At 68.7% G+C, this 24,026-nt stretch carries 9 protein-coding genes and 1 pseudogene; 7 read left to right on the top strand and 3 right to left on the bottom strand.

Features of this window, described 5'->3' with window-relative positions; all coding sequences use genetic code 11:
- The first annotated feature begins 60 nt into the window (after nt 1–60).
- The 7 genes from AC1RNC_RS02355 (at nt 61) to AC1RNC_RS02325 (ending at nt 12,261) form a co-directional block, all read left to right on the top strand.
- On the top strand, nt 61–1,311 hold the full coding sequence (locus AC1RNC_RS02355) for an efflux RND transporter periplasmic adaptor subunit (RefSeq protein ID WP_492883398.1): 1,251 nt from the start codon (nt 61–63) through the stop codon (nt 1,309–1,311).
- A 15-nt stretch (nt 1,312–1,326) separates the two neighbouring features.
- A complete protein-coding gene (locus tag AC1RNC_RS02350) occupies nt 1,327–4,458 on the top strand; it encodes a multidrug efflux RND transporter permease subunit (protein WP_492883396.1) in 3,132 nt (1,043 codons plus the stop codon).
- On the top strand, nt 4,455–7,646 hold the full coding sequence (locus AC1RNC_RS02345) for an efflux RND transporter permease subunit (protein ID WP_492883394.1): 3,192 nt from the start codon (nt 4,455–4,457) through the stop codon (nt 7,644–7,646). Before AC1RNC_RS02350 ends, AC1RNC_RS02345 begins: the two co-directional genes overlap by 4 nt.
- Nucleotides 7,643–9,064, top strand: coding sequence for an efflux transporter outer membrane subunit (locus AC1RNC_RS02340; protein WP_492883392.1), 1,422 nt, complete (start codon nt 7,643–7,645; stop codon nt 9,062–9,064). Before AC1RNC_RS02345 ends, AC1RNC_RS02340 begins: the two co-directional genes overlap by 4 nt.
- A 67-nt stretch (nt 9,065–9,131) precedes the next feature.
- Nucleotides 9,132–10,331 (top strand): 3-oxoadipyl-CoA thiolase, encoded by a 1,200-nt coding sequence (gene pcaF / locus AC1RNC_RS02335; protein ID WP_492883390.1) that lies wholly within the window; start codon nt 9,132–9,134, stop codon nt 10,329–10,331.
- Complete coding sequence (locus AC1RNC_RS02330; RefSeq protein WP_492883388.1) at nt 10,331–11,494, top strand: acyl-CoA dehydrogenase family protein; 1,164 nt, start codon at nt 10,331–10,333, stop codon at nt 11,492–11,494. The genes pcaF and AC1RNC_RS02330 overlap by 1 nt, the downstream gene beginning before the upstream one ends.
- Nucleotides 11,494–12,261 (top strand): HTD2 family dehydratase, encoded by a 768-nt coding sequence (locus AC1RNC_RS02325; RefSeq protein WP_492883387.1) that lies wholly within the window; start codon nt 11,494–11,496, stop codon nt 12,259–12,261. The genes AC1RNC_RS02330 and AC1RNC_RS02325 overlap by 1 nt, the downstream gene beginning before the upstream one ends.
- 6 nt (nt 12,262–12,267) lie before the next feature.
- Here AC1RNC_RS02325 and AC1RNC_RS02320 read toward each other — a convergent pair.
- The 3 genes and pseudogenes from AC1RNC_RS02320 to AC1RNC_RS02310 form a co-directional block, all read right to left on the bottom strand.
- A pseudogene (locus tag AC1RNC_RS02320) lies at nt 12,268–14,085 on the bottom strand (FkbM family methyltransferase); the annotation flags it as partial.
- Between the two features lie 20 nt (nt 14,086–14,105).
- The gene (locus tag AC1RNC_RS02315; RefSeq protein WP_492883385.1) at nt 14,106–16,124 is read right to left on the bottom strand and encodes an O-linked N-acetylglucosamine transferase, SPINDLY family protein; all 2,019 of its coding nucleotides are present in this window, start codon (nt 16,122–16,124) and stop codon (nt 14,106–14,108) included.
- A 165-nt stretch (nt 16,125–16,289) separates the two neighbouring features.
- Nucleotides 16,290–23,696, bottom strand: a complete 7,407-nt coding sequence (locus AC1RNC_RS02310; RefSeq protein ID WP_492883383.1) for a beta strand repeat-containing protein — start codon at nt 23,694–23,696, stop codon at nt 16,290–16,292.
- Nucleotides 23,697–24,026 lie beyond the last annotated feature (330 nt).

Here is a 24,026-nt window from a genome sequence, read left to right as displayed (position 1 = left end):
ATGGGCGGCCAGTCGCCGCCCGCTCACGCCGCCCCGCGCGCGGCCGTTCGAAGGCTGACGATGACTGACTTTCACGCCCCGCGTACGCCCCCGCGCCGCCGGACGCTGATCCTTGGCGGACTGATCGCGATCCTGGCCCTGGCCGGCGTGGTCTGGTTGTCCTGGACTCTGCTGCACGGCGACACGAGCGGCGAAGCCGGTGGTCCTGGGGGCGGCTTCGGCGGCGGCGGTCGGCGCGGTCCGGCCAGCACGGTGGCGGTGGCCACGGCCAGCGCGACGGACCTGCCGATCGTCATCGAGGCCCTGGGCACGGTGAAGCCGGCCGCGACGGTGACGGTGCGTCCTCAGGTCGGCGGCACGATCACCCAGGTGATGTTCCGTGAAGGCCAGGTAGTCCAGCGCGGCCAGGCCCTGGTCCAGATCGATCCCCGCCCGTACGAGATGGCGCTGCTGCAGGCGCAGGGGAACCAGACCCGCGACGAGGCCCAGCTGACCGCCGCTCGCCTGACCCTGAGCCGCTACCAGACCCTGCTGACCCAGGACTCGATCGCCCGGCAGGAGGTCGACACCCAGGCCGCCACGGTCAAGCAATTGGAAGGCACGGTGATGGCCGACCGCGCCGCCGTCGGCACGGCGCGTCTGAACCTCGGCTTCGCCCGCATCGTCGCGCCCGTCTCGGGCCGGGTCGGCCTGCGCGTCACGGACGTCGGCAACTATATCGGCGCGGGCGACGCCAACGGCGTGGCGGTGATCACCACCGTCTCGCCGATCGACGTCGAGTTCACCGTCCCGCAGGACGACGTGCCGCGCATCGCCGCCCGCCAGGGTCGCGCCAATGTGCCGGTCATCGCGCTGGACCGCACCCGCGCCCAGACCCTGGATCGCGGCTCGTTCTCGACGCTCGACAACATCGTGGACACCGGCACCGGCACGGTGAAGGCCAAGGCCCGCTTCCCCAACAGCGGCAACACCCTGTTCCCCAGCCAGTTCGTCAATGTCCGCATGGAGCTGGACACGATCAAGGGCGCGATCGTCGTGCCGGCCACGGCCGTGCGCCAGGGCGGCGACGGCGCGTTCGTCTGGCTGCTGAACAGCGATCAGACCGTCTCCAAGACCCCGGTGAAGACCGGCCAGGCGACGGGCGTGCAGGTGCAGATCACCGAGGGCCTGAAGGTCGGCGACAAGGTCATCACCGAGGGCGGCGACCGCCTGCGCGACGGCGGCAAGGTCCAACTGCCGGGCGCCAAGCCGGCGGGGCAGGGCAAGGGCGACGGCAAGGCCCGTCGCCAGCGCCAGCAGCGTCCGGAATAGTTGGGCCCAGCCGCGATGAATCCCTCGCGTCCCTTCATCCAGCGGCCGGTCGCCACGGCCCTGTTCATGGCGGCCATCGTCCTGGCCGGCCTGGTCGGCTTCCGGCTGCTGCCGCTGTCGGCCCTGCCCCAGGTCGACTACCCCACCATCCAAGTCCAGACCCTCTATCCCGGGGCCAGCCCCGAGGTGATGAGCCAGACCGTCACCGCGCCGCTGGAGCGCCAGCTGGGCGAGATGTCGGGCCTGGCCCGGATGAGCTCGGTCAGCACGGCCGGGGCCTCGGTGATCACCCTGCAGTTCAATCTGGGCGAGACGCTGGACGTCGCCGAGCAGGAGGTGCAGGCGGCCATCAACGCCAGCGGCTCGCTGCTGCCGGCCGACCTGCCCGCCCCGCCGGTCTACGCCAAGGTCAACCCCGCCGATGCGCCGGTCCTGACCCTGGCCATCACCTCCGACACCCTGCCGCTGACCGAGGTGCAGAACCTCGTGAACACCCGCCTGGCCCAGAAGATCAGCCAGGTCTCGGGCGTGGGCCTCGTGTCGCTGTCGGGCGGCCAGCGGCCGGCCATGCGCATCCAGGCCGACACCCAGGCCATGGCCAGCTACGGCCTGACCCTGTCGGACGTGCGGACCGCGATCAGCGCCGCCAACGCCAACAGCGCCAAGGGCAGCTTCGACGGCCCGACCCGCAGCTACACGATCAACGCCAACGACCAGTTGCTCAGCGTCGATGACTACAAGTCGCTGATCGTCACCTACAAGGACGGCGCGCCGATCCGCCTGTCGAACATCGCGCAAGTGGTCGAGAGCGCCGAGAACACCCGCCTGGGCGCCTGGGCCGGCAAGACCCCGGCGATCATCGTCAACGTCCAGCGCCAGCCCGGCGCCAACGTCATCAAGACCGTCGACGCCATCAAGGCCAAGCTCCCCGAGCTTCAGGCCGGCCTACCGGCCACCCTGGACGTCCAAGTTCTGGCCGACCGCACCACCGGCATCCGCGCCTCGGTGCACCATGTCGAGATCGAGCTGCTGCTGGCCGTGGGGCTGGTGGTGCTGGTGATCTTCTTCTTCCTGCACAGCCTGCGCGCCACGGTGATCGCCAGCCTGGCCGTGCCGATCTCGCTGATCGGCTCGTGCGGGGTGATGTACCTGATGGGCTTCTCGCTGAACAACCTCAGCCTGATGGCCCTGACCATCGCCACCGGCTTCGTCGTCGACGACGCCATCGTGATGATCGAGAACATCACCCGCCACCTCGAGAAGGGCGAAAAACCCATGGAGGCGGCGCTGAAGGGCGCGAAGGAGATCGGCTTCACGATCATCTCGCTGACCATCTCGCTGATCGCCGTGCTGATCCCGCTGCTGTTCATGGGCGACGTGGTCGGGCGCCTGTTCCGCGAATTCGCCATCAGCCTGGCCATCACCATCCTGATCTCGGCGGTGGTCTCACTGACCCTCACCCCCATGCTGTCGGCCCGCTGGCTGAAGCCGCACGAGGGCCAGGAGGCCAAGGGGATCAGCAAGAAAACCCAGGATCTGTTCGCCAAGGTCGAGGCCCGCTACGAGGTCGCCCTGGCCTGGGTGCTGCAGCGCCAGGTCGCGACCCTGGTCGTCGCCGTCGGCACGCTGGTCCTGACCGGCGTGCTCTACATGATCATCCCCAAGGGCCTGTTCCCCACCCAGGACACCGGCCAGTTGCAAGCCCGCACCGAGATGGCCCAATCGGTCTCCTACGACCGCATGGCGGCCCTGCAGCGGCAGGCGGCCGAGGCGATCCTGGACGATCCGGCGGTCGAGAACGTCGCCTCGTTCATCGGAGTCGACGGCGCCAACAACGCCATGCTCCACACTGGCCAGATGCAGATCAACCTGAAGGCCGACCGCTCCGGCTCGCAGGAGAAGATCATGCAGCGGCTGCGCGAACGCGTGGCCAATGTCCCCGGCGTGACGCTGTACCTCCAGCCGACCCAGGACCTGACCATCGACGCCGAGACGGGCCCGACCCAGTACCGGCTGTCGCTGGAAGGCGCCGACACCGCCACGATCAGGGAATGGGCCGGCAAGCTCACCGCCGAACTGGCCAAGGTGAAGGCCGTCCGCAACGTCTATTCCGACGCCTCGGCCACCGGCCAGGCCGCCTATGTCGACATCGACCGCGACACCGCCGCCCGTCTTTCCATTACGGCGTCGGATGTCGACGATGCGTTGTACAGCGCCTTTGGCCAGCGGATCGTCTCGACCATCTTCACCGAGACCAACCAGTACCGGGTGATCCTGGAGGCCAAGCCCGGCGTTCTGGTCGACCCGACCACCCTGGGCAATCTGAACCTGAAGACCGGCGGCGGCGCGCCGACGCCGCTGGCCGCCTTCTCGACCATCAAGACCCAGCAGTCGCCGCTGCAGGTCACCCACGTCGCCCAGTTCCCGGCCACCACGATCGGCTTCGACACCGCCCCGGGCGTCTCGCTGGGCCACGCGGTCGACGAGATCCGCAAGGCCATGAAGACGATCGACATGCCTGTCTCGGTGACCACCGCCTTCCTGGGCGCGGCGGGGGCCTATCAGAACTCGCTGTCCAACCAGCTGTGGCTGATCCTGGCGGCCGTGGTCTGCGTCTACATCGTGCTGGGGGTGCTCTATGAGAGCTACGTCCACCCGATGACCATCCTGTCGACCCTGCCCTCGGCCGGCGTCGGCGCGCTGCTGGCCCTGTGGATCACCGGTAACGACCTGGGCGTGATCGGGATCATCGGCATCATTCTCTTGATCGGCATCGTCAAGAAGAACGCGATCATGATGATCGACTTCGCCATCGACGCCGAACGCGAGGAAGGCAAGAGCCCGCGCGACGCCATCTTCCAGGCGGCCATCCTGCGCTTCCGCCCGATCCTGATGACCACCCTGGCGGCCCTGTTCGCGGCCATCCCGCTGATGCTGGGCTTCGGCGAAGGGGCCGAGCTGCGCCGGCCGCTGGGTATCGCCATCTTCGGCGGCCTGCTGCTCAGCCAGCTCTTGACCATGTTCACGACCCCGGTCGTGTACCTCGCCTTCGACCGCCTGGCCCCGACCGCCAAGCGCGAGCGCCGCGATGACGGCCCGCACCCCGATCGCATCGATCCCGAGCCGATCCCGGGGGCGCCCTCGTGAACCTGTCCGGGCCCTTCATCCGCCGGCCGGTCGCCACCATCCTGCTGACCATCGGCCTGGCCATGGCCGGGATCGCGGCCTTCTTCGTACTGCCGGTCTCGCCCCTGCCGCAGGTCGATTTCCCGACCGTCTCGGTGTCGGCCAACCTGTCGGGGGCCAGCCCCCAGACCATGGCCTCCAGCGTCGCCACGCCGCTGGAGCGGCGGCTGGGCACGATCTCGGGCGTCAACGAGATGACCTCGCAGAGCTCGACGGGGTCGACGCGGATCACCCTGCAGTTCGACCTCAACCGCCAGATCGACGGCGCCGCCCGCGAAGTGCAGGCCGCGATCAACGCCGCTCGCGCCGACCTGCCGGCGACGCTGCGCAGCAACCCGACCTATCGCAAGGCCAATCCGTCCGACTCGCCGGTGATCATCCTGGCCCTGACCTCGGACAGCAAGACGCCCGGCCAGATCTATGACGCGGTCTCCAACGTCGTGGCCCAGCGCCTGGCCCAGGTCAGCGGCGTCGGCGACGTCGAGATCGGCGGCGGCTCACTGCCGGCCGTCCGCATCTCGGCCAACCCGTTCCTGCTGAACCAGTACGGCGTCGCCATGGAGGACGTCCGCGCGGCGATCCAGTCGGCGAACGCCAACCGTCCCAAGGGCGCGCTGGAGGGCAACGGCCAGCGCTACCAGATCTATACGACCGGCGCGGGCCGCAAGGCCGCCGACTATGCCGGCCTCGTGGTGGCCTGGCGTAACGGCGCGCCGATCCGCCTGTCTGACGTCGCGCAAGTCACCGACAGCGTCGCCGACACCCGGACGCTCGGCCTGTTCAACGGCAAGCCGTCGATCATCGTCCTGATCACCGCCCAGCCGGGCGCCAATATCATCGAGACGGTCGACAGCGTCCGCGCCGTCCTGCCCGAGCTTCGCGCCCAGCTGCCCAGCGACATCACCGTCGACGTCGCCAGCGACCGCACCAACTCGATCCGCGCCTCGCTGCACGAGATCGAGGTCACCCTGCTGATCTCGATCATCCTGGTCATCGTGGTGGTCAGTGTCTTCCTCCGCAGCGCCCGCGCCACCTTCATCCCGGCGGCGGCGACCATCGTCTCGCTGCTGGGCACGTTCGGGGTCATGTACCTGCTGGGCTTTTCCCTCAACAATCTCAGCCTGATGGCGATCACCGTCGCCACCGGGTTCGTGGTCGACGACGCCATCGTCGTGCTGGAGAACACCGCCCGCCACATCGAGAAGGGCATGGACCGCTTCTCCGCCGCCCTGCTGGGCGCGCGCGAGGTCGGGTTCACGGTGCTGTCGATCAGCATCTCGCTGGTCGCCGTCTTCATCCCGCTGCTGTTCATGGGCGGCCAGGTCGGCCGCCTGTTCCGTGAGTTCGCCGTCACCCTGTCGGCGGCGGTGCTGATCTCGCTGGTCATCAGCCTGACCACCACGCCGATGATGTGCGCCTACCTGCTGCGCCCCGAGAAGAAGGGCAAGGCAGGCCGCCTGTCGCGCTTCTTCGAGGCGGCGTTCAACCGCGTCCACAAGACCTATGAGCACAGCCTGGACTGGGCCCTGCACGCCAAGCCGCTGGTCATCGCCCTGCTGGTCGCGGTGATCGCCATGACCGCCTGGCTCTATATCGCCGTGCCCAAGGGCTTCTTCCCGCAGCAGGACAGCGGTCAGTTGATGGCCGGCATGCGCGCCGACCAGTCCGTCTCGTCCCAGGCCATGCAGAAGAAGCTGCGCCAGGTGGTCGGCATCATCCACAAGGATCCCGCCGTCGACACCGTGGTCGGCTTCACCGGCGGCGGCCGCGCGGGCGGCGGCTTCATGTTCGTGAACCTCAAGCCGATCGGCGAGCGTAAGGAGAAGGGCTCGGCCGTCATCGCCCGCCTGCGTCCGCAGCTGCAGCGCGTGACCGGCATCAGCGTGTTCCTGAACCCGGTGCAGGACCTGCGCATGGGCGGCCGGCAGAGCAACTCGACCTACCAGTACACCCTGACCAGCGACAGCAGCGCCGCCCTCAAGGAGTGGGCCGCCAAGCTGGCCGAGGCGATGAAAGCCCACGACGACGTGCTGACCGACGTCGATTCCGACCAGCAGGAGAACGGCGTCGAGACCCTGGTCACCATCGACCGCGACAGCGCCTCGCGGCTGGGGATCACGCCCCGGGCCGTGGACAACGCGCTCTACAACGCCTTCGGCCAGCGTCAGGTCGCGACCATCTACGAGGACGTCAACCAGTACGCCGTGATCCTCGAGTGGCAGCAGAAGTTCGCCCAGGGACCCGAGGCGCTGAACGACGTCCACGTGCCAACGCGGCCATCCGGAACGGCGAAGGCCACCGGTCCCAGCGTCAATCCCGCCCTGCGCGACCAGTCGACCGGTTCGGCCCTGAACACCTCGGCCACCGCCATGACGCCGCTGTCGGCCATCGCCAGCGTCAGCCAGAACGCCACCCCGACCTCGGTCAATCACCAGAACGGCGAACTGGCCACCACGGTCTCGTTCAACCTGGCGGACAGCAAGTCGCTGAGCGACGCCCAGGTCGCCGTCGCCCAGGCCGAGGCCGAGATCGGCATGCCGACCAGCGTGCGCGGCAGCTTCCAGGGCCAGGCCCGCCAGGCCAACGACCAGATGAAGCAGCAGCCGCTGCTGATCCTGGCCGCCATCGTGGCGATCTACATCGTGCTGGGGATCCTCTACGAGAGCTACGTCCACCCGATCACGGTGCTGTCCACCCTGCCCGCCGCCGGTGTCGGCGCGGTGGTGGCCCTGCTGATCTTCAAGATGGAGTTCTCGATCATCGCCCTGATCGGCGTGTTCCTGCTGCTGGGCATCGTCAAGAAGAACGCCATCCTGATCATCGACTTCGCCCTCGACGCCCAGCGCAGCCGGGGCCTTTCCGCCCAGGAAGCCGTGCGCGAGGCCAGCCTGTTGCGCTTCCGCCCCATCCTGATGACCACCCTGGCCGCGGCCCTCGGCGCGCTTCCCCTGGCCATCGGCTTTGGCGAAGGCGCCGAGCTGCGTCGTCCGCTGGGCGTGGCCATCATCGGCGGCCTGATCGCCAGCCAGCTGCTGACCCTGATCACCACCCCCGTGGTCTATGTCTATCTCGATCGCCTGCGCGGGAAGACGCGCAAGGACGAGCGGCATCTGACCCACCACCCGACCGCGCCGGAACCCGCCAGATGATCCGTCTTTCGCGCCTGATCGGCGCCGCCTCGCTCCTCGCCCTCGGCGCCTGCTCGATGACGCCGGCCTACGAGACGCCCGCGCTGAAGTCTGCGCCGCCAGCTCAGTTCAAGGCCCTGGAAGGCTGGAAAACCGCCACGCCGTCCGACCATCTGGATCGCGGCGACTGGTGGACGCTGCTGAGCGATCCGCAACTCAACGCCCTCGCCGAGCGGGTGAAAGTGGACAACCAGACCATCGCCCGCGCCGAGGCGGCCTATCGCCAGGCCCGCGCCCTGGTCCGCGAGCAGCGCGCCAGCCTGTTCCCGACCGTCGACCTATCGGGCTCCGCCACCAAGTCGGGCGGTGGCGGCACCAAGACTACGACCTCCGTCGGCGGCGCCACCCGCGCGGGCGACACCCAGCGCTATCAGGTCGGCATCGGCGCCAGCTGGGAGCCGGACGTCTGGGGCCGCATCCGCGCCAGCCTCAGCGGCGCCAAGTTCAGCGCCGAAGCCAGCGCCGCCGACCTCGCCGCCGCCAAGCTCTCCGCGCAAGGCGAACTGGCGACCAGCTATCTGGGCCTGCGCCGCGCCGACGCGGAGATCGCCATGGTCCAGGCCACGGTCGAGGGCTACCAGCGCAGCCTGCAGATCACCACCAACCGCTACAACGCCGCCATCGCGCCTAAGTCCGACGTGCTGCAGGCCCAGGTCCAGCTGGCCAACGCCCAGTCGACGCTGGAGGGTCTGGTCCAGGATCGCGCGACCTTCGAGAACGCTATCGCCGTACTGGTCGGCGAACCGGCCAGCGGCTTCCGCATCGCGGCCGTCAGCGACTGGAGGCCGGTCGTGCCGGAGATCCCGATCGGCGTGCCCTCGACCCTGCTGGAGCGCCGTCCCGACGTCGCCGCCGCCGAGCGCCGCGTCGCCGCCGCCAATACCGACATCGGCGTGGCCCGCGCCGCCTTCTTCCCGACCTTCAGCCTGTCGGCCAACGGCAATTCGACCTCCAGCGTCCTGGGCGACCTGTTCACCACCTCGGCCAATACCTGGTCGCTGGGCCTGACGGCCGCCCAGACCCTGTTCGACGCCGGCGCCCGCAAGGCCCGCGTCGAGCAGTCGCGCGCGGCCTATGACGCCACCGCCGCCGACTACCGCCAGACGGCTCTCCTGGCCTTCGAGGACGTCGAGAACCAACTGGCCGCGGCCCGCGCCTTGGAGCGGCAGTACGCCCTTCAGCTGACGGCCTCCCAGGCCGCCGACCAGACCGAGCAGATGCTGTTGAACCAGTACAAGGCCGGCCAGGTCGCCTATACCGACGTGGTCACGGCCCAGGCCTCGGCCCTGTCGGCGCGACGGACGCTGCTGCAGACGGCGGTCTCGCGCCAGACGACGGCGGTGGCCCTGGTCCAGGCCCTGGGCGGCGGCTGGCGCTGAAAACTGTTGAGGCTCGCCTCTCGCGACTCTAACACTTGTTTGAGCGCGACGATCCGGGAGCCTTCGCATGACCACCGCCTATCTCTGTGACGGCCTCCGCACACCTATCGGTCGCTACGGCGGCGCGCTCTCCAAGGTTCGGGCCGACGACCTGGCGGCCATCCCGCTGAAGGCCCTGGCCGCGCGCAACGCCGGCCTCGACCTGGAAGCCCTCGATGAGGTGGTGCTGGGCTGCGCCAACCAGGCCGGCGAGGACAACCGCAACGTCGCTCGCATGGCCCTGCTGCTGGCCGGCTATCCGGTCAGCGTGCCGGGCGTGACCGTCAACCGTCTGTGCGCTTCCGGCTTGGAAGCCGTCGGCTACGCCGCCCGCGCCATCCTGTCGGGCCATAACGACCTGCTGATCGCCGGCGGCGTCGAGAGCATGAGCCGCGCGCCGTTCGTGATGGGCAAGGCCGACAGCGCCTTCTCGCGCAACGCCGAGATCTTCGACACCACGATCGGCTGGCGCTTCGTCAATCCGGCCATGCGCAAGGCCTATGGCGTCGACTCCATGCCCGAGACGGCCGAGAACGTCGCCGCCGATTACGGTGTGAACCGCGAGGATCAGGACGCCTTCGCCCTGCGCAGCCAGCAGCGGGCCGCCGCGGCCCAGGCCAGCGGCTTCCTGGCCGGCGAGATCACCCCCGTCGAGATCCCCGGCAAGGCCGGCCCGACCCTCGTCGAGCGCGACGAGCATCCGCGCGAGACCACGATCGAGGCTCTGGCCAAGCTGAAGCCCGTCGTCCGCGAGGGCGGCACGGTGACCGCCGGCAACGCCTCGGGCGTCAATGACGGCGCGGTGGCGCTGATCGTCGCCTCCGAGGACGCCGTCAAGCGCCACGGCCTGACGCCGCGCGCTCGCGTCACCGGCTACGCCACCGCCGGCGTCGCGCCGCGCGTCATGGGTATCGGCCCGGTCCCCGCCGTTCAGAAGCTGCTCGCCAAGACCGGTCTGTCGATCGGCGACTTCGACACCGTTGAGCTGAACGAGGCCTTCGCCGCCCAGGGGCTGGCGGTGCTGCGTCAGTTGGGCCTGCCCGACGACGGCGCGCACGTGAACCCGAACGGCGGCGCCATCGCACTGGGCCACCCGCTCGGCGCCTCCGGCGCGCGGCTGGTGCTGACCGCCCTTCGCCAATTGGAGGCGACCGGCGGCAAGCGCGGCCTCGCCACCCTCTGCATCGGCGTCGGCCAGGGCGCGGCGCTCGCCTTCGAGCGCGTCTAGTGTCGCAGGCCGATCCGGAGTTGATCGAGGCCCTGCGCCAGACGGTGCGGGCCCTGTGCCGCGACTTCCCGCCGCCCTACTGGCGCGCCCTGGATCGCGAGAAGGCCTATCCGACCGAGTTCGTGGCCGCCATGACCAAGGCCGGCCTGCTGGGCGTGCTGATTCCGGAAGACTACGGCGGCGGCGGTCTCGGCCTGACGGCGGCGGCGGCGATCCTGGAGGAGGTCCACGCCAGCGGCGGCAACGCCGCGGCGCTGCACGCCCAGATGTACACCATGGGCACGGTCCTGCGGCACGGCTCGCCTGAGCAGAAGGAGACCTGGCTGCCCCGGATCGCCGACGGCTCGATCCGCCTGCAGGCCTTCGGCGTCACCGAGCCGACGGCCGGCACCGACACCACCTCGATCTCGACCTTTGCCCGGCGAGAGGGCGACACCTATGTCGTCAACGGCCAGAAGGTCTGGACCAGCCGCGCCGAACACTCCGACCTCATGATCCTGCTGGCGCGCACCACACCCAAGGACCAGGTCGCTCGCAGGAGCGAGGGCCTGTCGGTGTTCCTGGTCGACATGCGCAAGGCCCAGGGACGAGGCCTCTCGATCAGCCCGATCGCCACCATGCTGAACCACGCCACCACGGAGGTGTTCTTCGACAATCTGGTGATCCCTAAGGACAGCCTGATCGGCGAGGAGGGCAAGGGTTTCCGCTATATCCTCGATGGCATGAACGCCGAGAGAATCCTGATCGGGGCCGAGTGCCTGGGCGACGCGGCCTGGCTGATCGGCAGGGCGCGAGACTACGCCAACAGCCGTGTCGTGTTCGGCCGTCCGATCGGCCAGAACCAGGGCGTCCAGTTCCCGATCGCCCGCGCCTATGCCCAGGCGCACGCCGCACGCCTGACCATCTACGATGCGGCCTCCCGCTACGACGCCGGGCTGCCCTGCGGCGAGCAGGCCAATATCGGTAAGATGCTGGCCTCGGAGGCCTCGTGGGCGGCGGCCGACATGTGCCTGCAGACCCACGGCGGCTTCGGCTTCGCCGAGGAGTACGACATCGAGCGCAAGTTCCGCGAGACGCGCCTCTACCAGGTGGCGCCGATCTCGACGAACCTGATCCTGGCCTATGTCGCCGAGCACGTGCTCGGCCTGCCCCGCTCTTACTGATGCAAAGGCGGCGGACGGCGATCCTGGCGGCTTCGGACCTGGCGCGCCTGGCGGCGGTGCTGGACCGGCCGACGCCGGCCGCGGTCCCGCCCGCCTGGCACTGGGGATGCCTGGCCGAACCGATCCCGCGCGCCGATCTCGGCCCCGACGGCCATCAAAGGCGCGGCCTGTTCCTGCCGGCCATCGAAGCGCCTCGGCGGATGTTCGCGGCGGCTGACATGACCTTCGCTGGTCCCCTCCTGCCCGATCTCGAAACCGAGCTCGTCGAGACCATCGCCAGTGTCGAGGAGAAGCCGGGCGCGAGCGGTCCGCTGACCTTCGTCACGGTCGACCGGACGTTCAGCCAGGCCGGCGAGGTCCGCGTCACCGAGCGCCAGACGATCGTCTATACCGCCGCCCCGCCCGCGCCCCGCATGCCCGACGCCGAGCTTCCGTCAGCCGAGTGGTCCCGCGAGACGCCAACCGATCCGGCGCTGCTGTTCGCCTTTTCGGCGGCGACCGCGAACAGCCATCGCATCCACTACGACCTGCCCTACGCGACCGAGGTCGAAGGCTATCCGGGCCTCGTCGTCCACGGCCCGCTGATCGCCCTGCTGCTGCTCGAGGCCATGCCCGCCCGGCCGCTGAAGCGTTTTTCGTTCCGGGCGCTGAAGCCGGCCTTTGCTGGTGAGACGATCACGGCCAAGGGCCGCCTGGCCGATGACGGCGCGGCGCTGTGGGCGGAGGTCGATGGGGCCGTGGTGATGAAGGCTTCGGCGACCTTCTAGACCCCCCTACTCCTCCAGGGTCGAGGTATCGAACCCATGGTAGAGGGACAGGAACCGGAACGGGTGGCCCTCGACATATTCCTTGAACATCACGTTGTTGATGTCGCTCTGGGTGTCGAAGGTCCCCACCTTCGCCCCCGGGGCATGCAGCTCCAGGTGACGGCGGGCCAGGTTCAGGGCGACCTGGTCGATCCAGCGGGTGACCGTCGCGCGCGACAGCCGCTCGTCCAGATAGGCGCGCAGCCAGCGCAGCAGGATCGACGTCTCCGGAGTCGGTCGGGCCAGCACCAGGTTGGCGGTGATCCGCGAACCGGCCTGGAAATTCTTGTCGTTCAGGTTCAGCACCAGATCGGCGTCGGCCCACTGCTCCAGCAGGTCGGCGACGCCGCGCTGCAGCAGCAGGTCGATGTCCGACACGAAGACGGGCCGTTGCAGCAGGTCCAGCAATCCTCCCAGGCGCTGGAACCGCACCGACTGGTAGTGGGCGACCGGGATCTCGATCAGCCCCTTCGGCGGCGCCTCGAAGCACTGGGTGGTCACCGCCGAAGCGTCGAAGTCGTCGCCGACGAACACCACGCGCGGGTCGTCGATCCGCACCGTCGCGGCGGCCTCGGCCAGTTTTCCCGCGCCGCCGATCACATGGATCAACACTAGGAACGGCGTGTCGCCGTGCTTGAGCACCGACAGCGCCAGCCAGCGGCCGTACAGCTCGACATAGCGGGGGTCGCCAGCGGCGAAGAACACCACCTCGGCCCCGAGGGCGTCGGCGTGGGCCTTCAGCCCCTCGCCGTCCAAGGTCCTGCCATCGCCGGTCAGGAAGGTCTGGGGGCCGTCGTCCGGCGCGGGCGGGGTCGGCCCATCGAGATCCGCTCCGGTCAGGGCCTCCATCACCGCGCGGTAGTGATTGACCCAGTCGCCCCACTCCGGGCCAGGCGACTCCATGCCCATGGCCGCGGCCTCGGCCAGCAGCAGTTCGAACAGTTCGAGACGCTCGCGGGTCAGGGGTTCGCAGAGGATCAGGCTGACGGCGTCGTGGTAGAACTTCATCCGGCCCAGCGGATGCAGGCCCGCCTGCGTGTCGCGCGCGGTGGCGATGGCCTTGCTCAGCTCGGCGGCGACGTCCAACGCCGATTCCGCCGACGGCGCGGCGGCGGGCGGCGCCTCGGCCGGCACGCCCTCGAAGAAGCGGCCCAGCAGGGCCAGGGCCTGGGCGCCGACCGGCAAGGTTCCCTCGCCCAGCATCACCGCGAAGTTCAGGCCGCCGCGCCAGCCGACCTGCAGCTCGAAACGCTGCGGGGCCTGCGCCCACACAGCCTCGCCCGGAAAGGTCAGGTGCTCGAGCAGCGGGGTCTTGGGGGCCAGCACCAGGGCGCCGTCCAGGTGGTCGGCGGCCCAGCGGTGATGGGCGAAGCCACGATAGGCGCCCTCGGGCTTGAGGGCCTCCAGATAGCGTGACGGCGTGGTGATCCAGCCGGCCTCGGCGATCAGCGGCAGGCGCTCCAGCAGCACGGACGGCCGGGCCAGGGTCTGGACCACATGCGTGGCCAACACACAGTCGAAGCGGCCCTCGCGCGCCACATGGGCCAGCACGGCGCGATAGGTCTCGGGATCGGAGAGGTCGCCGGGGAAATCGGCGCTCATCCCGCCCAGCGCGGCGTCGCGCAGATCTTCCGGCCAACCGGGCGGACCGTCGCCGACCAGCAGGATTCGGAAATTCGGGTCCTCCGCCTTGGACCGCCGGAGCTGGGCCACCAGCCCGGACAGGTCGCCCAAGCTCGCCAGTTGGCCGAACTGCGAAGGCCGCGTCGCGCGACGCTTGAACAGATCGCCCGGCGGGACTTGGCTCACGAAGCGCCACCTTCCCAGAGCCGGCCATCGGCGGGGATGGTCTTGACCTGGTCGCGCCGCGCCAGCTCGTGGCGGTAAAGGGCGTGCAGGTCGGGCTCGGTCTGCATCTCGCGGTCGTCGCGGTCCAGCGACAGGCCGATGCGGAAGTAGGTGTCGAGATTGGTCAGGTTCGGGCGCGGCCTCTGGCCGGCCTGATGCTCGGCGATCATCTCGCCGTAAAGCGCTTCCAACTTGCCGGCCAGCAGGTCCATGTCGAACAGCACGCAGCTGTCGCGGTTGGCCTCCAGCGTGTCGCGCAGAGCCCGGGCCTTGGCGCGGTCGGCGCCGAGCTCGACGGCCTTCTCGACATAGGCCTCCGCGCTGTCGACGACCAGTTCGGGCAGGCCGGCGCTACGCACCAGGCTGCCGCAGACCCGCGAGGCGAAACAGCGGCCCGACCAGGTCAGGACCGGCACGGCCATCCACAGCGCGTCCGAGGCCGTTGTGTGGGCGCCGTAGGGCGTGGTGTCCAGGAAGAGGTCGGCCAGGCGATAGCGGGCCAGGTGGAAGGCGTTCTGCAGCTTCTGGGCGAAGACCAGGCGGGTGCGATCCACGCCCCGCGCCTCGGCCGCGTCGCGCAGGCGGGCGTTGGTCTCGGGGTTGCTGTCCAGCAGCCACAATACGCTGCCCGGCGTACGCTTGAGGATCTCCATCCAGCGATCGAAGACGTGCGGCGTGATCTTCTGCGTGCCGTTGAAGCAGCAGAACACGAAGGCGTCCTCGGGCAGGCCGGCCTCGGCGCGGGTCGGGACGGTCTCCTCCACCTTCCGGCGGCGGTCATTGGGCTGATAGCAGGGGATCCGGCGCACGGCCTCGGAGTAGTAGAGCTCCATCTCCGGCGGGATGATCCACGGGTCGGCGATGATGTAGTGGTGGTAGTCGCTGCCCATCGTCCCCGGATAACCCAGCCAATTGACGATGATCGGGGCCGGACGGCGGGCGAAGACTGAGGTGCGGGCGTCGCGGGTGTGGCCGTTGACGTCGACCAGGATGTCGATGCCGTCGTCGACGATGCACTGGGCGGCCTCGTCGTCCGACATGGGGCGAATGTCGGTGAAGTGCTCCACCGCCGCGCGGATGCGGGTGTTCAGGCCATCACTGGATTCCGGACCGCAGTAGTAGGCGAAGACCTCGACCTTTGACTTGTCGTGAACCTCGAACAGCTCGGCCATCAGGTAGCCGACGGCGTGGTCCCGCAGATCGGAGGAAATGTAGCCGATGCGCGGACGGCGACCGGCGATGTCGATCGGGGCGTCGCGGCGGTCGACACGGATCTGTTCGGGCGTGACCTTGGCCTCGCGCTCGACGAAGTGGGCGCCAGCGGCCAGCAGCAGCAACGGGTCATCGGTATAGGCGGCGACTGACAGCGGATTGACGCCTTCCAGCAAGGTCTCGCGCGGGACGCGCTCGGTCGGCTGCAGGGCCGGCCACTTGCACAGCGACAGGCGCGTGGCGACCAACTGGCCGATCACGTCCATGGCCGAGGGGTCCAGCTCGGCGGCGCGCTGCAGGGCCAGTTCGGCGCGGGCCGACTGGTGCATGTCGCCCAGCAGGCGGGCGATCTGCTTGAGGCAGGTAAAGGCGTAGCCGGCGCCCACGCCGCTGATCACGACCTGGCGGTTGGCGCCCGCCTCCCAGGTGGCGACGGCCAGCTCGCCCAGCCCGGCCCGTTCCTGGATGCCGCCCAGGTTCACATAGGCCGGCAGAAAGTCGGGATTGAGCTTGATCGCCTGCTCCAGCGAGGCCGCCGCGCCGGGGTTGTCGCCCAGAGCCGCCTGCAGGACCGCGCGGTTGAACAACGCCACCGACAGTTGCGGGTGCTCGGCGTTGAACTTGATCCAGACCTTGTAGGCCTGGTCGGCGAGGGCCGGCTGGCCCTCCGCGCCTAGTTTCGAGGCAAGGGTGATCAGGTCGCCGAGCGAACATCCCTCGGCGGTCAGCGTGCTGAGCAGGTTCAGCGTATCGATGTCGGCCATTGTCTTCCTGAAACCGATGGGCGGCGGACAGGCGCGCGCGAAAGCGGCGCGCGAGTCAGCGCTGCGTGATCATGGCATGGGGTTTGAAACTCGACCAATGCCCGAGAGCAAGGATCGCAAGCGGTCCGCCGTCCGCGCCTCGGGAGGCGTGGACGGCGGCCGGGATCAGCTCACGGTCAGGTAGGCCGCGATCTGGGCGTCGTTCAGGCTTTGCACCTGGGCGGGCGTCAGGGCGTTGGCCTGGGTCGAAGTCAGCGCCGCGATATTGGTCGTCGACAGATAGTCCAGCTGGGTGGCGGTCAGGCCGGAGATCTGCGTGGCTTGCAACTGGCCGATCTGGGTCGTGCTCATCGCGTCGATCACCGTCGTGCCCAGGGCGCCGAGCTGGGTGCTCGTCAGGGCCGACAGCTGCGAGGCCGCCAGGTCGCCCACGTCGGTCACCGACAGGCCCTTGAGTTGCGAAGCCGTCAGCCCCTTCATCTGGGTCGTCGTCAGGGCGGCGGTCTGGGTGGCGTCCAGGGCCGAGATGTTGGTCGCCGACATCGCCGCCAGTTGCAGGATGCTCAACGCCGCGATCTGGGTGTCGATGAACTGACCGACATCAGCCGGACTCAGGGCCGCCAGCTGGCTGGGCACGATGCCCTTCACCTGGGTGCTGGTCAGCGCGGCGACCTGCGTGCCAGCCAAGGCCGAGAAGGCCGTGGTCGACAGGGCGCCGACCTGGGTGGCGGCCATCAGGGCGATCTGGGCGGCCGACAAAGTGCCGGTCTGGGCCGCGCTCAGGGCTCCCACCTGGGGCGCGGTCAGGGCGGCGACCTGGGTGTCGGCCAGCTCGCCGATGTCGGTGGTCGACAGACCCTTCACCTGGTCGAGGGTCAGACCCTTGACCTGCGCCGTCGTCAGCGCGGCGGTCTGGTTGGCGTCGAGAGCCGAGAGGTTGGTCGCCGAGATCTGCGCCAACTGGGTCGGCGCCAGGCTGGCGACCTGGGTCGTCGTCAGCTCACCGATGTCGGTGGTGTTCAGGCCCTTCAGTTGATCGGCCGTCAGGCCCTTGATCTGGGTCGTCGTCAGGGCGGCCACCTGGGTGTCGACCAGGGCCGAGAAGGCGGTCGCGCTCAGGGCGCCGATCTGGGCCGCCGACAGCGCGCCGATCTGGGTTTCGTCGAACTCGGCGACGTCAGTGACCGTCAGGCCCTTGACCTGAGCCGTCGTCAGACCCTTCAGCTGCACCGAGGTCAGCACGCCCACCTGCGTGGCGCTCAGGTTCGAGAAGCCGGTCGGCGTCATGCCGCCTAGCTGGGTCGAGCTGAGAGCCTGCACTTGGGTGTCGGCCAGGGCGGCGATGTTGGCGGTGTTCAGACCGCCCATCTGCAGCGCCGTCAGACCCTTGATCTGGGTCGTCGAAAGGGCGGCCAACTGGGTGTCGCGCATCAGCGAGACGTTGGTGGACGAGATCGCGCCCAGCTGGGTGGCCGTGAGGCCGCCAACCTGGGTGGTTGACAGTTCCTGCAACTGGCTCGGGACCAGGGCGGTGATCTGGGCCGGCGCGAGCTGGCCGATCTGGGTGGCCGACAGCTCGTCGATGTCGGTGACCGACAGGCCCTTCAGCTGGGTGGCGTTCAGCGCCTGGAGCTGGGTGTTGGCCAGAACCGCGACCTGGGTGTCGGCAAGGGCCGAGATGTTGGTCGCCGAGAGCTGCTTCATCTGATCCGCGGTCAGGGCCCGGATCTGGGTGGTCGAGAACTCGCCGATGTCCGTGACCGTCAGGCTCTGCAGCTGGCTGGCCGCGATACCCTTGACCTGGGTGGCGTTCAGCGCCGCGACCTGGGTCTGGTTCAGCAGCGAGAAGCCCGTGGTGCTGAACGCGCCGACCTGCAGGGCCGAGAGCCCCTGGATCTGGGTGTCGGCCAGACGGTCAAGCACGCCGCCCTGGGCGAAACCCTTGATCTGGGTGGCGGTCAGCCCCTTGACCTGGGTCGAGGTGATCGCCGCGAACTTGGTCTCGCTCAGGTTGTTAAAGGACGTGGCCTCGAAGCCGCCGAGCTGGGTCGGGCTGAGCGCGCCAATGGCCGTCTCGCTCAGATCCAACGCGTCATAGCCCATGCCGCTGATCTGGGTCGCCGTCAGGCCCTTGACCTGAGTGGTGGTCAGGGCGGCGGTCTGGGTCTGGTACAGCGACCTCAGGTTGGTCGTCGACAGCGCGCCGATCTGGGTGGCCGACAGCGCGGCGACATTGGTGTCGCCGAAGGCGCCCAGGATGCCCTGCGGCAGCGCGCCGATCTGGATCGCCGTGAGGCCCGGGATCTGACTGGCTTGCAGGTCGTCATAGAAGGAGTTGGCGAAGTTGCTGATGGCTTCCTTCTTGATCGCGCCGATCTGGCTGGTGGTCAGCGACTTCACCGCCGTTGCGTCGAGCGCGCTGATATTGGTCGCATTGAGCGCGCCGATCTGCGCCGTTGTCAGACTGCTCAGCTGCGTGCCGGTCAGCTCGTGCAGCATATTGCCGGCGGAGCCGCCAATCTGAGCGACGGTCAGCGCCTTAAGCTGGGTCGCCGTCAAGGCCTGGGCCTTGGTCCTGTCCAGGTTGTCCAGCATGGTCGTCGACAGCGCCGACAGCAGGCTGGTCGATATGGAGGCCGCCTGGGTCTCGTCGATATACAGCAGGAAGGAGCCCGACAGACCGTTCGCCTGCGTGCCGGTCAGACCCGCCATTTGGGTGGTCGTCAAGGCGTCGATCTGGGTCGGATCCAGGGCGTTCAGGGCGGTGGTGGTCAGCGCCCCCAGCTGGCTGGCGGACAGCTTGGCCACCGAGGTCGAGAACTCGGAGGTGTTGAAGCCGTCCAGCGCCTTCAGCTGGGTGGCCGTCAGACCCTTGATCTGGGTCGCGGTCAGGCTCTGCACCTGGGTCCCGTCCAGGGCCAGGAAGGCGGTGTTGCTGAGCGCGCCCACCTGGCTGGCGGTCAGGCCGGCCAGCTGGGTCGTCGACAGCTCCTGCACCTGGGTGCCGGCCAGGGCGCCGATCTGCAGCACCGAAAGCGCGCCGATCTGGTTCGCCGACAGCTCGTCGATGTCGGTGACCGACAGGCCCTTCAGCTGGGTGGCGTTCAGCGCCTGGATCTGGGTGTTGGCCAGAACCGCGACCTGGGTGTCGGCCAGGGCCGAGATGCTGGCCGCCGAGAGGTTTTTGACCTGGTCGGCCGTCAGGGCCTGGATCTGGGTCGTCAGCAGCTCGCCGACGTCGGTGACGGTCAGGTTCTTCAGCTGGTCAGCGGTCAGACCCTTGATCTGGGTCGTCGTCAGGGCGGCGACCTGATTGGCGTCCAGGGCCGAGAAGCCCGTGGCCGTCAGCGCGCCGACCTGCGCCGGCGAGAGCGCGCCGACCTGGGTGGTCGACAGTTCACCGACGTCCGTGACCGTCAGCGCCTTCAGCTGGTTGGCCGAGACGCCCTTGATCTGCGTCGTGGTCAGCGCACCGACCTGGGTGGCGTCAAGGGCCGAGAAGCCCGTCGCCGAAATCGCCCCCAACTGGGTCGGCGTCAGGGCCTTGACCTGGGTCGTCGAGAACTCGGCGATGTCGGTGGCGTTCAGCGCGCCCAGCTGCGAGGCGGTGAGCCCCCTGATCTGGGTGTCGTTCAGCGCGCTGACCTGGGTGGCGTCCCAGGCGGCGAACTTGGTCGCGCCCAGCGCACCGATCACCGAGGCGCTGAGGCCCGAGATCTGGGTGGTGGACAGGTCCGCGACGTTCAGCGCCGAGATCTGGCCGCTCGACAGCGCGCCGATCTGGGTCTGGTTCAGCTCGCCGATGTCGGTGACGGTCAGGCTGGCGATCTGGGTGTTGGTCAGCCCCTTCATCTGGCTCGTCGTCAGAGCCGCGGTCTGCGTCGCGTCCAGGGCCGAGAGATTGGCGGGCGCGAGGTTCTTGATCTGGTCAGCGCCCAGGGCGCCGATCTGGGTCGCGGACAGTTCGCCCACGTCGGTGAGGGACAGACCGCTGATCTGGGCGGCGGTCAGGCCCTTCATCTGGGTCGCCGTCAGCGCCGCCACCTGGGTGTCGACCAGGGCCGAGAAGTTGGCGGCCGACAGCGCGCCGATCTGGGCCGTCGACAGGGCCGACAGCTGGGTCGTGTTCAGCTCGCCGATATCGGTGACCGACAGACCCTTCACCTGCGCGGTCGTCAGGCCCTTGATCTGCGTCGCGTTGATCAGCGAGACTTGGGTCGAATTCAGGGCGGAGAAGCTGGTCGCGGCCATGGCGCCCAGTTGGCTCGCGCTCAGCGCCTGGATCTGCGTGTCGGCGAGGGCGGCCACGTTGGTGGTCGTCAGCGCCGCCACCTGGGCGGTGGTCAGGCCTTTCAGCTGGGTCGAGGTCAGGGCGCCCATCTGGGTGGCGTCCATCAGGCTGAAGTTGGTCGCCGTGATCGCGCCCACCTGCGTGCCGGTGAGGGCGCCCAGTTGCGTGGTCGAAAGCTCCTGAACCTGGGTCGAGACCAGAGCGGTCAGCTGGGCCGCGGACAACGCGCCGACCTGGGTCGCCGACAGCTCGTCGATGTCGGAGACCGACAGGCCCTTCAGCTGGGTCGTGTTCAGCGCCTGGATCTGCGTGTTGACCAGGACGGCGATCTGGGTGTCGGCCAGGGCCGAGATGCTGGCCGCCGAGAGGTTCTTGATCTGGTCGGCCGTCAGGGCCGAGACCTGGGTGGTCGACAGCTCGCCGATGTCGGTGACGGTCAGGTTCTTCAGCTGATCGGCTGTCAGGCCCTTGATCTGGCCCGTCGAGATCTGGGCCATCTGGGTGGCGTTCAGGGCCGAGAAGCCCGTCGAGGTCATGGCGCCCAGCTGAGTCGCCGTCAGGGCGCCGATCTGGGTGCCGGCCAGATCGCCGATGTCGGTCGTCGATAGGGCCTTAAGCTGCGAAGAGGTCAGCCCCTTCATCTGCGTGGTCGTCAGGGCCGCCGTCTGGTTCGCGTCCAGCGCGGTGAATGCCGTCGCCGTCAGGGAGCCGACCTGGGCCGCGCTCAGGGCGCTGATCTGGGTCGTGGCGAGCTCGCCGATGTCGGAGGCCGTCAAGGCGGCCAGTTGAGCGCTGGTCAGGCCTTTGACCTGGCTCTCGGTCAGCGAGCCGACTTGCGTGGCGTCGAGAGCCGCGAAGTTCGTCGCCGACAGCGAACCGACCTGCGTGGCGGTCAGTTGGCTCAGCTGAGCCGTCGAAAGGCTCTTCACGTTGGTCAGGTTCAGAGCCGACAGCTGAGAGGTCGCCAGGGCGCCGATCTGGGTATCGGCCAGTTCGGCGATGTCGCTGGCCGTCATGGCCTGCAGCTGGGCCGCGGACAGACCTCTCACCTGCGTGCTGCTCAGCACCGCGACCTGGGTGTCGACCATCGCCGAGACGGCGGCCGCGCTCAGGTTCTTGATCTGGTCGGCGCTCAGCGCCTTGACCTGGGTGGTGGTCAGCTCGCCGATGTCGGTGGTCGTCAGGTTCTTCAGCTGAACGGCTGTCAGGCCCTTCACCTGGGTTTCGGTCAGGGCCGCCATCTGGTTGGCGTCGAGCGCCGAAAGATTGGTCGAGGACATCGCGCCCAACTGGGCGGTCGTCAGGGAACGGACCTGGGTGGTCGACAGCTCGCCGATGTCGGTGGTCGTCAGCGCCTTGATCTGGTTGGCGGTCAGGCCCTTGATCTGGGTCTCGTTGATCAACGAGACCTGGGTGGCGCTCAGCGAGGAAAAGCTTGTCGTCGAGATGGCGCCCAGCTGCGTCGACGAAAGCCCGCCGATCTGGGTGTCGACCAGGTTGCCGACATTGGCGACGGTCAGAGAGCCCATCTGCTGGGCGGTCAGGCCCTTGAGCTGCGTCGTCGTCAGGGCGCCCAGCTGCGTGGCGTCCATCAGGGTCAGGTTGGTCGTGCTGACCGCGCCCAGCTGCGTCGAGGTCAGCCCGCCGATCTGGGTGGTCGTCAGCGACTGCACCTGGGTGGTGGCCAGCACGCCCACCTGGGCGGTCGTCAGGCCGCCGATCTGGGTCGAGGACAGCTCACCGATGTCGGTGACCGTCATGCCGCGGATCTGGGTCGCGCTGATGCCGGCGATCTGGCTGTTGTTCAGCCTGGCGACCTGAGTGTCGGCCAGGGCCGAGAAGGCCGCCGCCGTCAGCGAGCCCAGCTGGTTCGGCAGCAGGGCCCCGACCTGGGTCGTGGACAGTTCGCCCACGTCGGCGGCGCTCAACCCCTTCATCTGGTCGATCGTCAGACCCTTGATTTGGGTCGTCGTCAGCGCCGCCACCTGGGTGTCGGCCAGCGCCGAGATGTTGGTCGAGGTGATGGCGGCCAACTGGCTGGTCGCCAGGGAGCCGATCTGGGTCGTCGTCAGCTCGCCGATGTCAGTGGTCGTCAGGGCCTTCAGTTGGTTGGCCGTCAGACCCTTGATCTGGCTCGTCGACAACGCCGCCACCTGCGTGGCGTCCAGGGCCGAGAACGCGCCGGTGGTCAGCGCGCCCAGCTGGGTCGCGCTCAGGAAGCCGACCTGTGTGGAGGTCAGCTCGCCGACGTCGCTGACGCTCAGGGCGGACATCTGCTGGACCGTCAGGCCCTTGATCTGGTTTTCGGTCAGCCCGCCGACCTGAGTGGCGTTCAAGGCCGAGAACGCGGAAGCCGACAGGGCCGCGACCTGGGTCGAGGCCAGGATGGCGATCTGGTCCGTCGACAGCGTCGCCGCCTGCCCCGTGGTCAGGGCGCCGAGCTGCGCGACGCTGAGGCCGCCGACCTGGGTCGAGGACAGCTCACCGACGTCGGTGACCGTCAGGGCCTTGATCTGGTCGTTGGTGACGCCCTTGAGCTGGGTCGCCGTCAGCACGGCCATCTGCGTGGCCGCCAGGGCCGAGAACGCGCCCGTGGTCAGCGCGCCCAGTTGCACGGCCGAAAGAGCGCCGACCTGCGTCGTCGACATCTCGCCGATGTCGGTGGTGGTCAGCCCCTTGACCTGCGCGGCCGTCAGACTCTTGATCTGGGTGGTGGTCAGCGACCCCATCTGGGTGGCGTCGAGCGCCGACACGTTGGTCGTCGACAGCGCGGCCACGCGGTCGACGCCAAGGGCGGCGATCTGGGTGCCGACCAGCTCGCCGACGTCGGCGACGCTTAGCGCCTTCGCCTGGACGACGCTGACGCCCTTGATCTGGTCCTGGCTCAGGGCGGCGATCTGGGTGCCGACCAGGCCCGAGAAGTTGGTCGCCGACAGGGCGCCGATCTGGGTCGAGCCGAGGCTGGCGATGTGCGACACGTCGAGGGCCGCGAGCTGGGTCGACGTGAGCGCGGAAACCTGGTTGGTCGAGAGCTGCGTCAGCTGGGTGACGTCGAAGACCACCGAAGTCGCGAACTTCGGGATCTGGGTGGCGGTGAGCGCCTTGACTTGGGTCGTGCTGAGCGCGGCGACCTGGGTGTCGGCGAGCGCGCCGATCCCTGTCGCGCTGATCGCGGCGATCTGAGACCCGTTGAGCGACTGGATGTCTGTCGTGGACAGCCCCTGGATCGCCGTGATCGAGAGGTTCGAGATCTGCGCTGCAGAAAGGCTCGAGATCGACATTCACCCACCCTTGCTGGCGGACACGCACCTGCGGGCCCGGACGCAAACCATGGAGACGCCCCCCAAAATCAAGCGTCCCGCAACAAGCCCAACTATGGCTTGATTCCGGTAACCATATTTCCTTTCCAAGTCCTTTCAACGAGACATGCCGACGCAGCGTTATACATGCCACGCGAGTTTACGGGCGCACCTATATTTCGGCCTGTTGGATGCGCGCATAAGCCTTATAAAGTAAGATGTTAGCTTCGTCTTGCACCGTCCGTTCACAGCGCCTGGACACGCGACGTCAAGCTTAGCGCGCGCTTAACGCGAACGCCTTGAAGCGAGGCG

Source organism: Caulobacter sp. GW822-FHT01G02 (assembly GCF_058802865.1).
The sequence above is the reverse complement of the archived record's forward strand: the minus strand, read 5'-3'. Positions and strand labels throughout refer to the sequence as shown.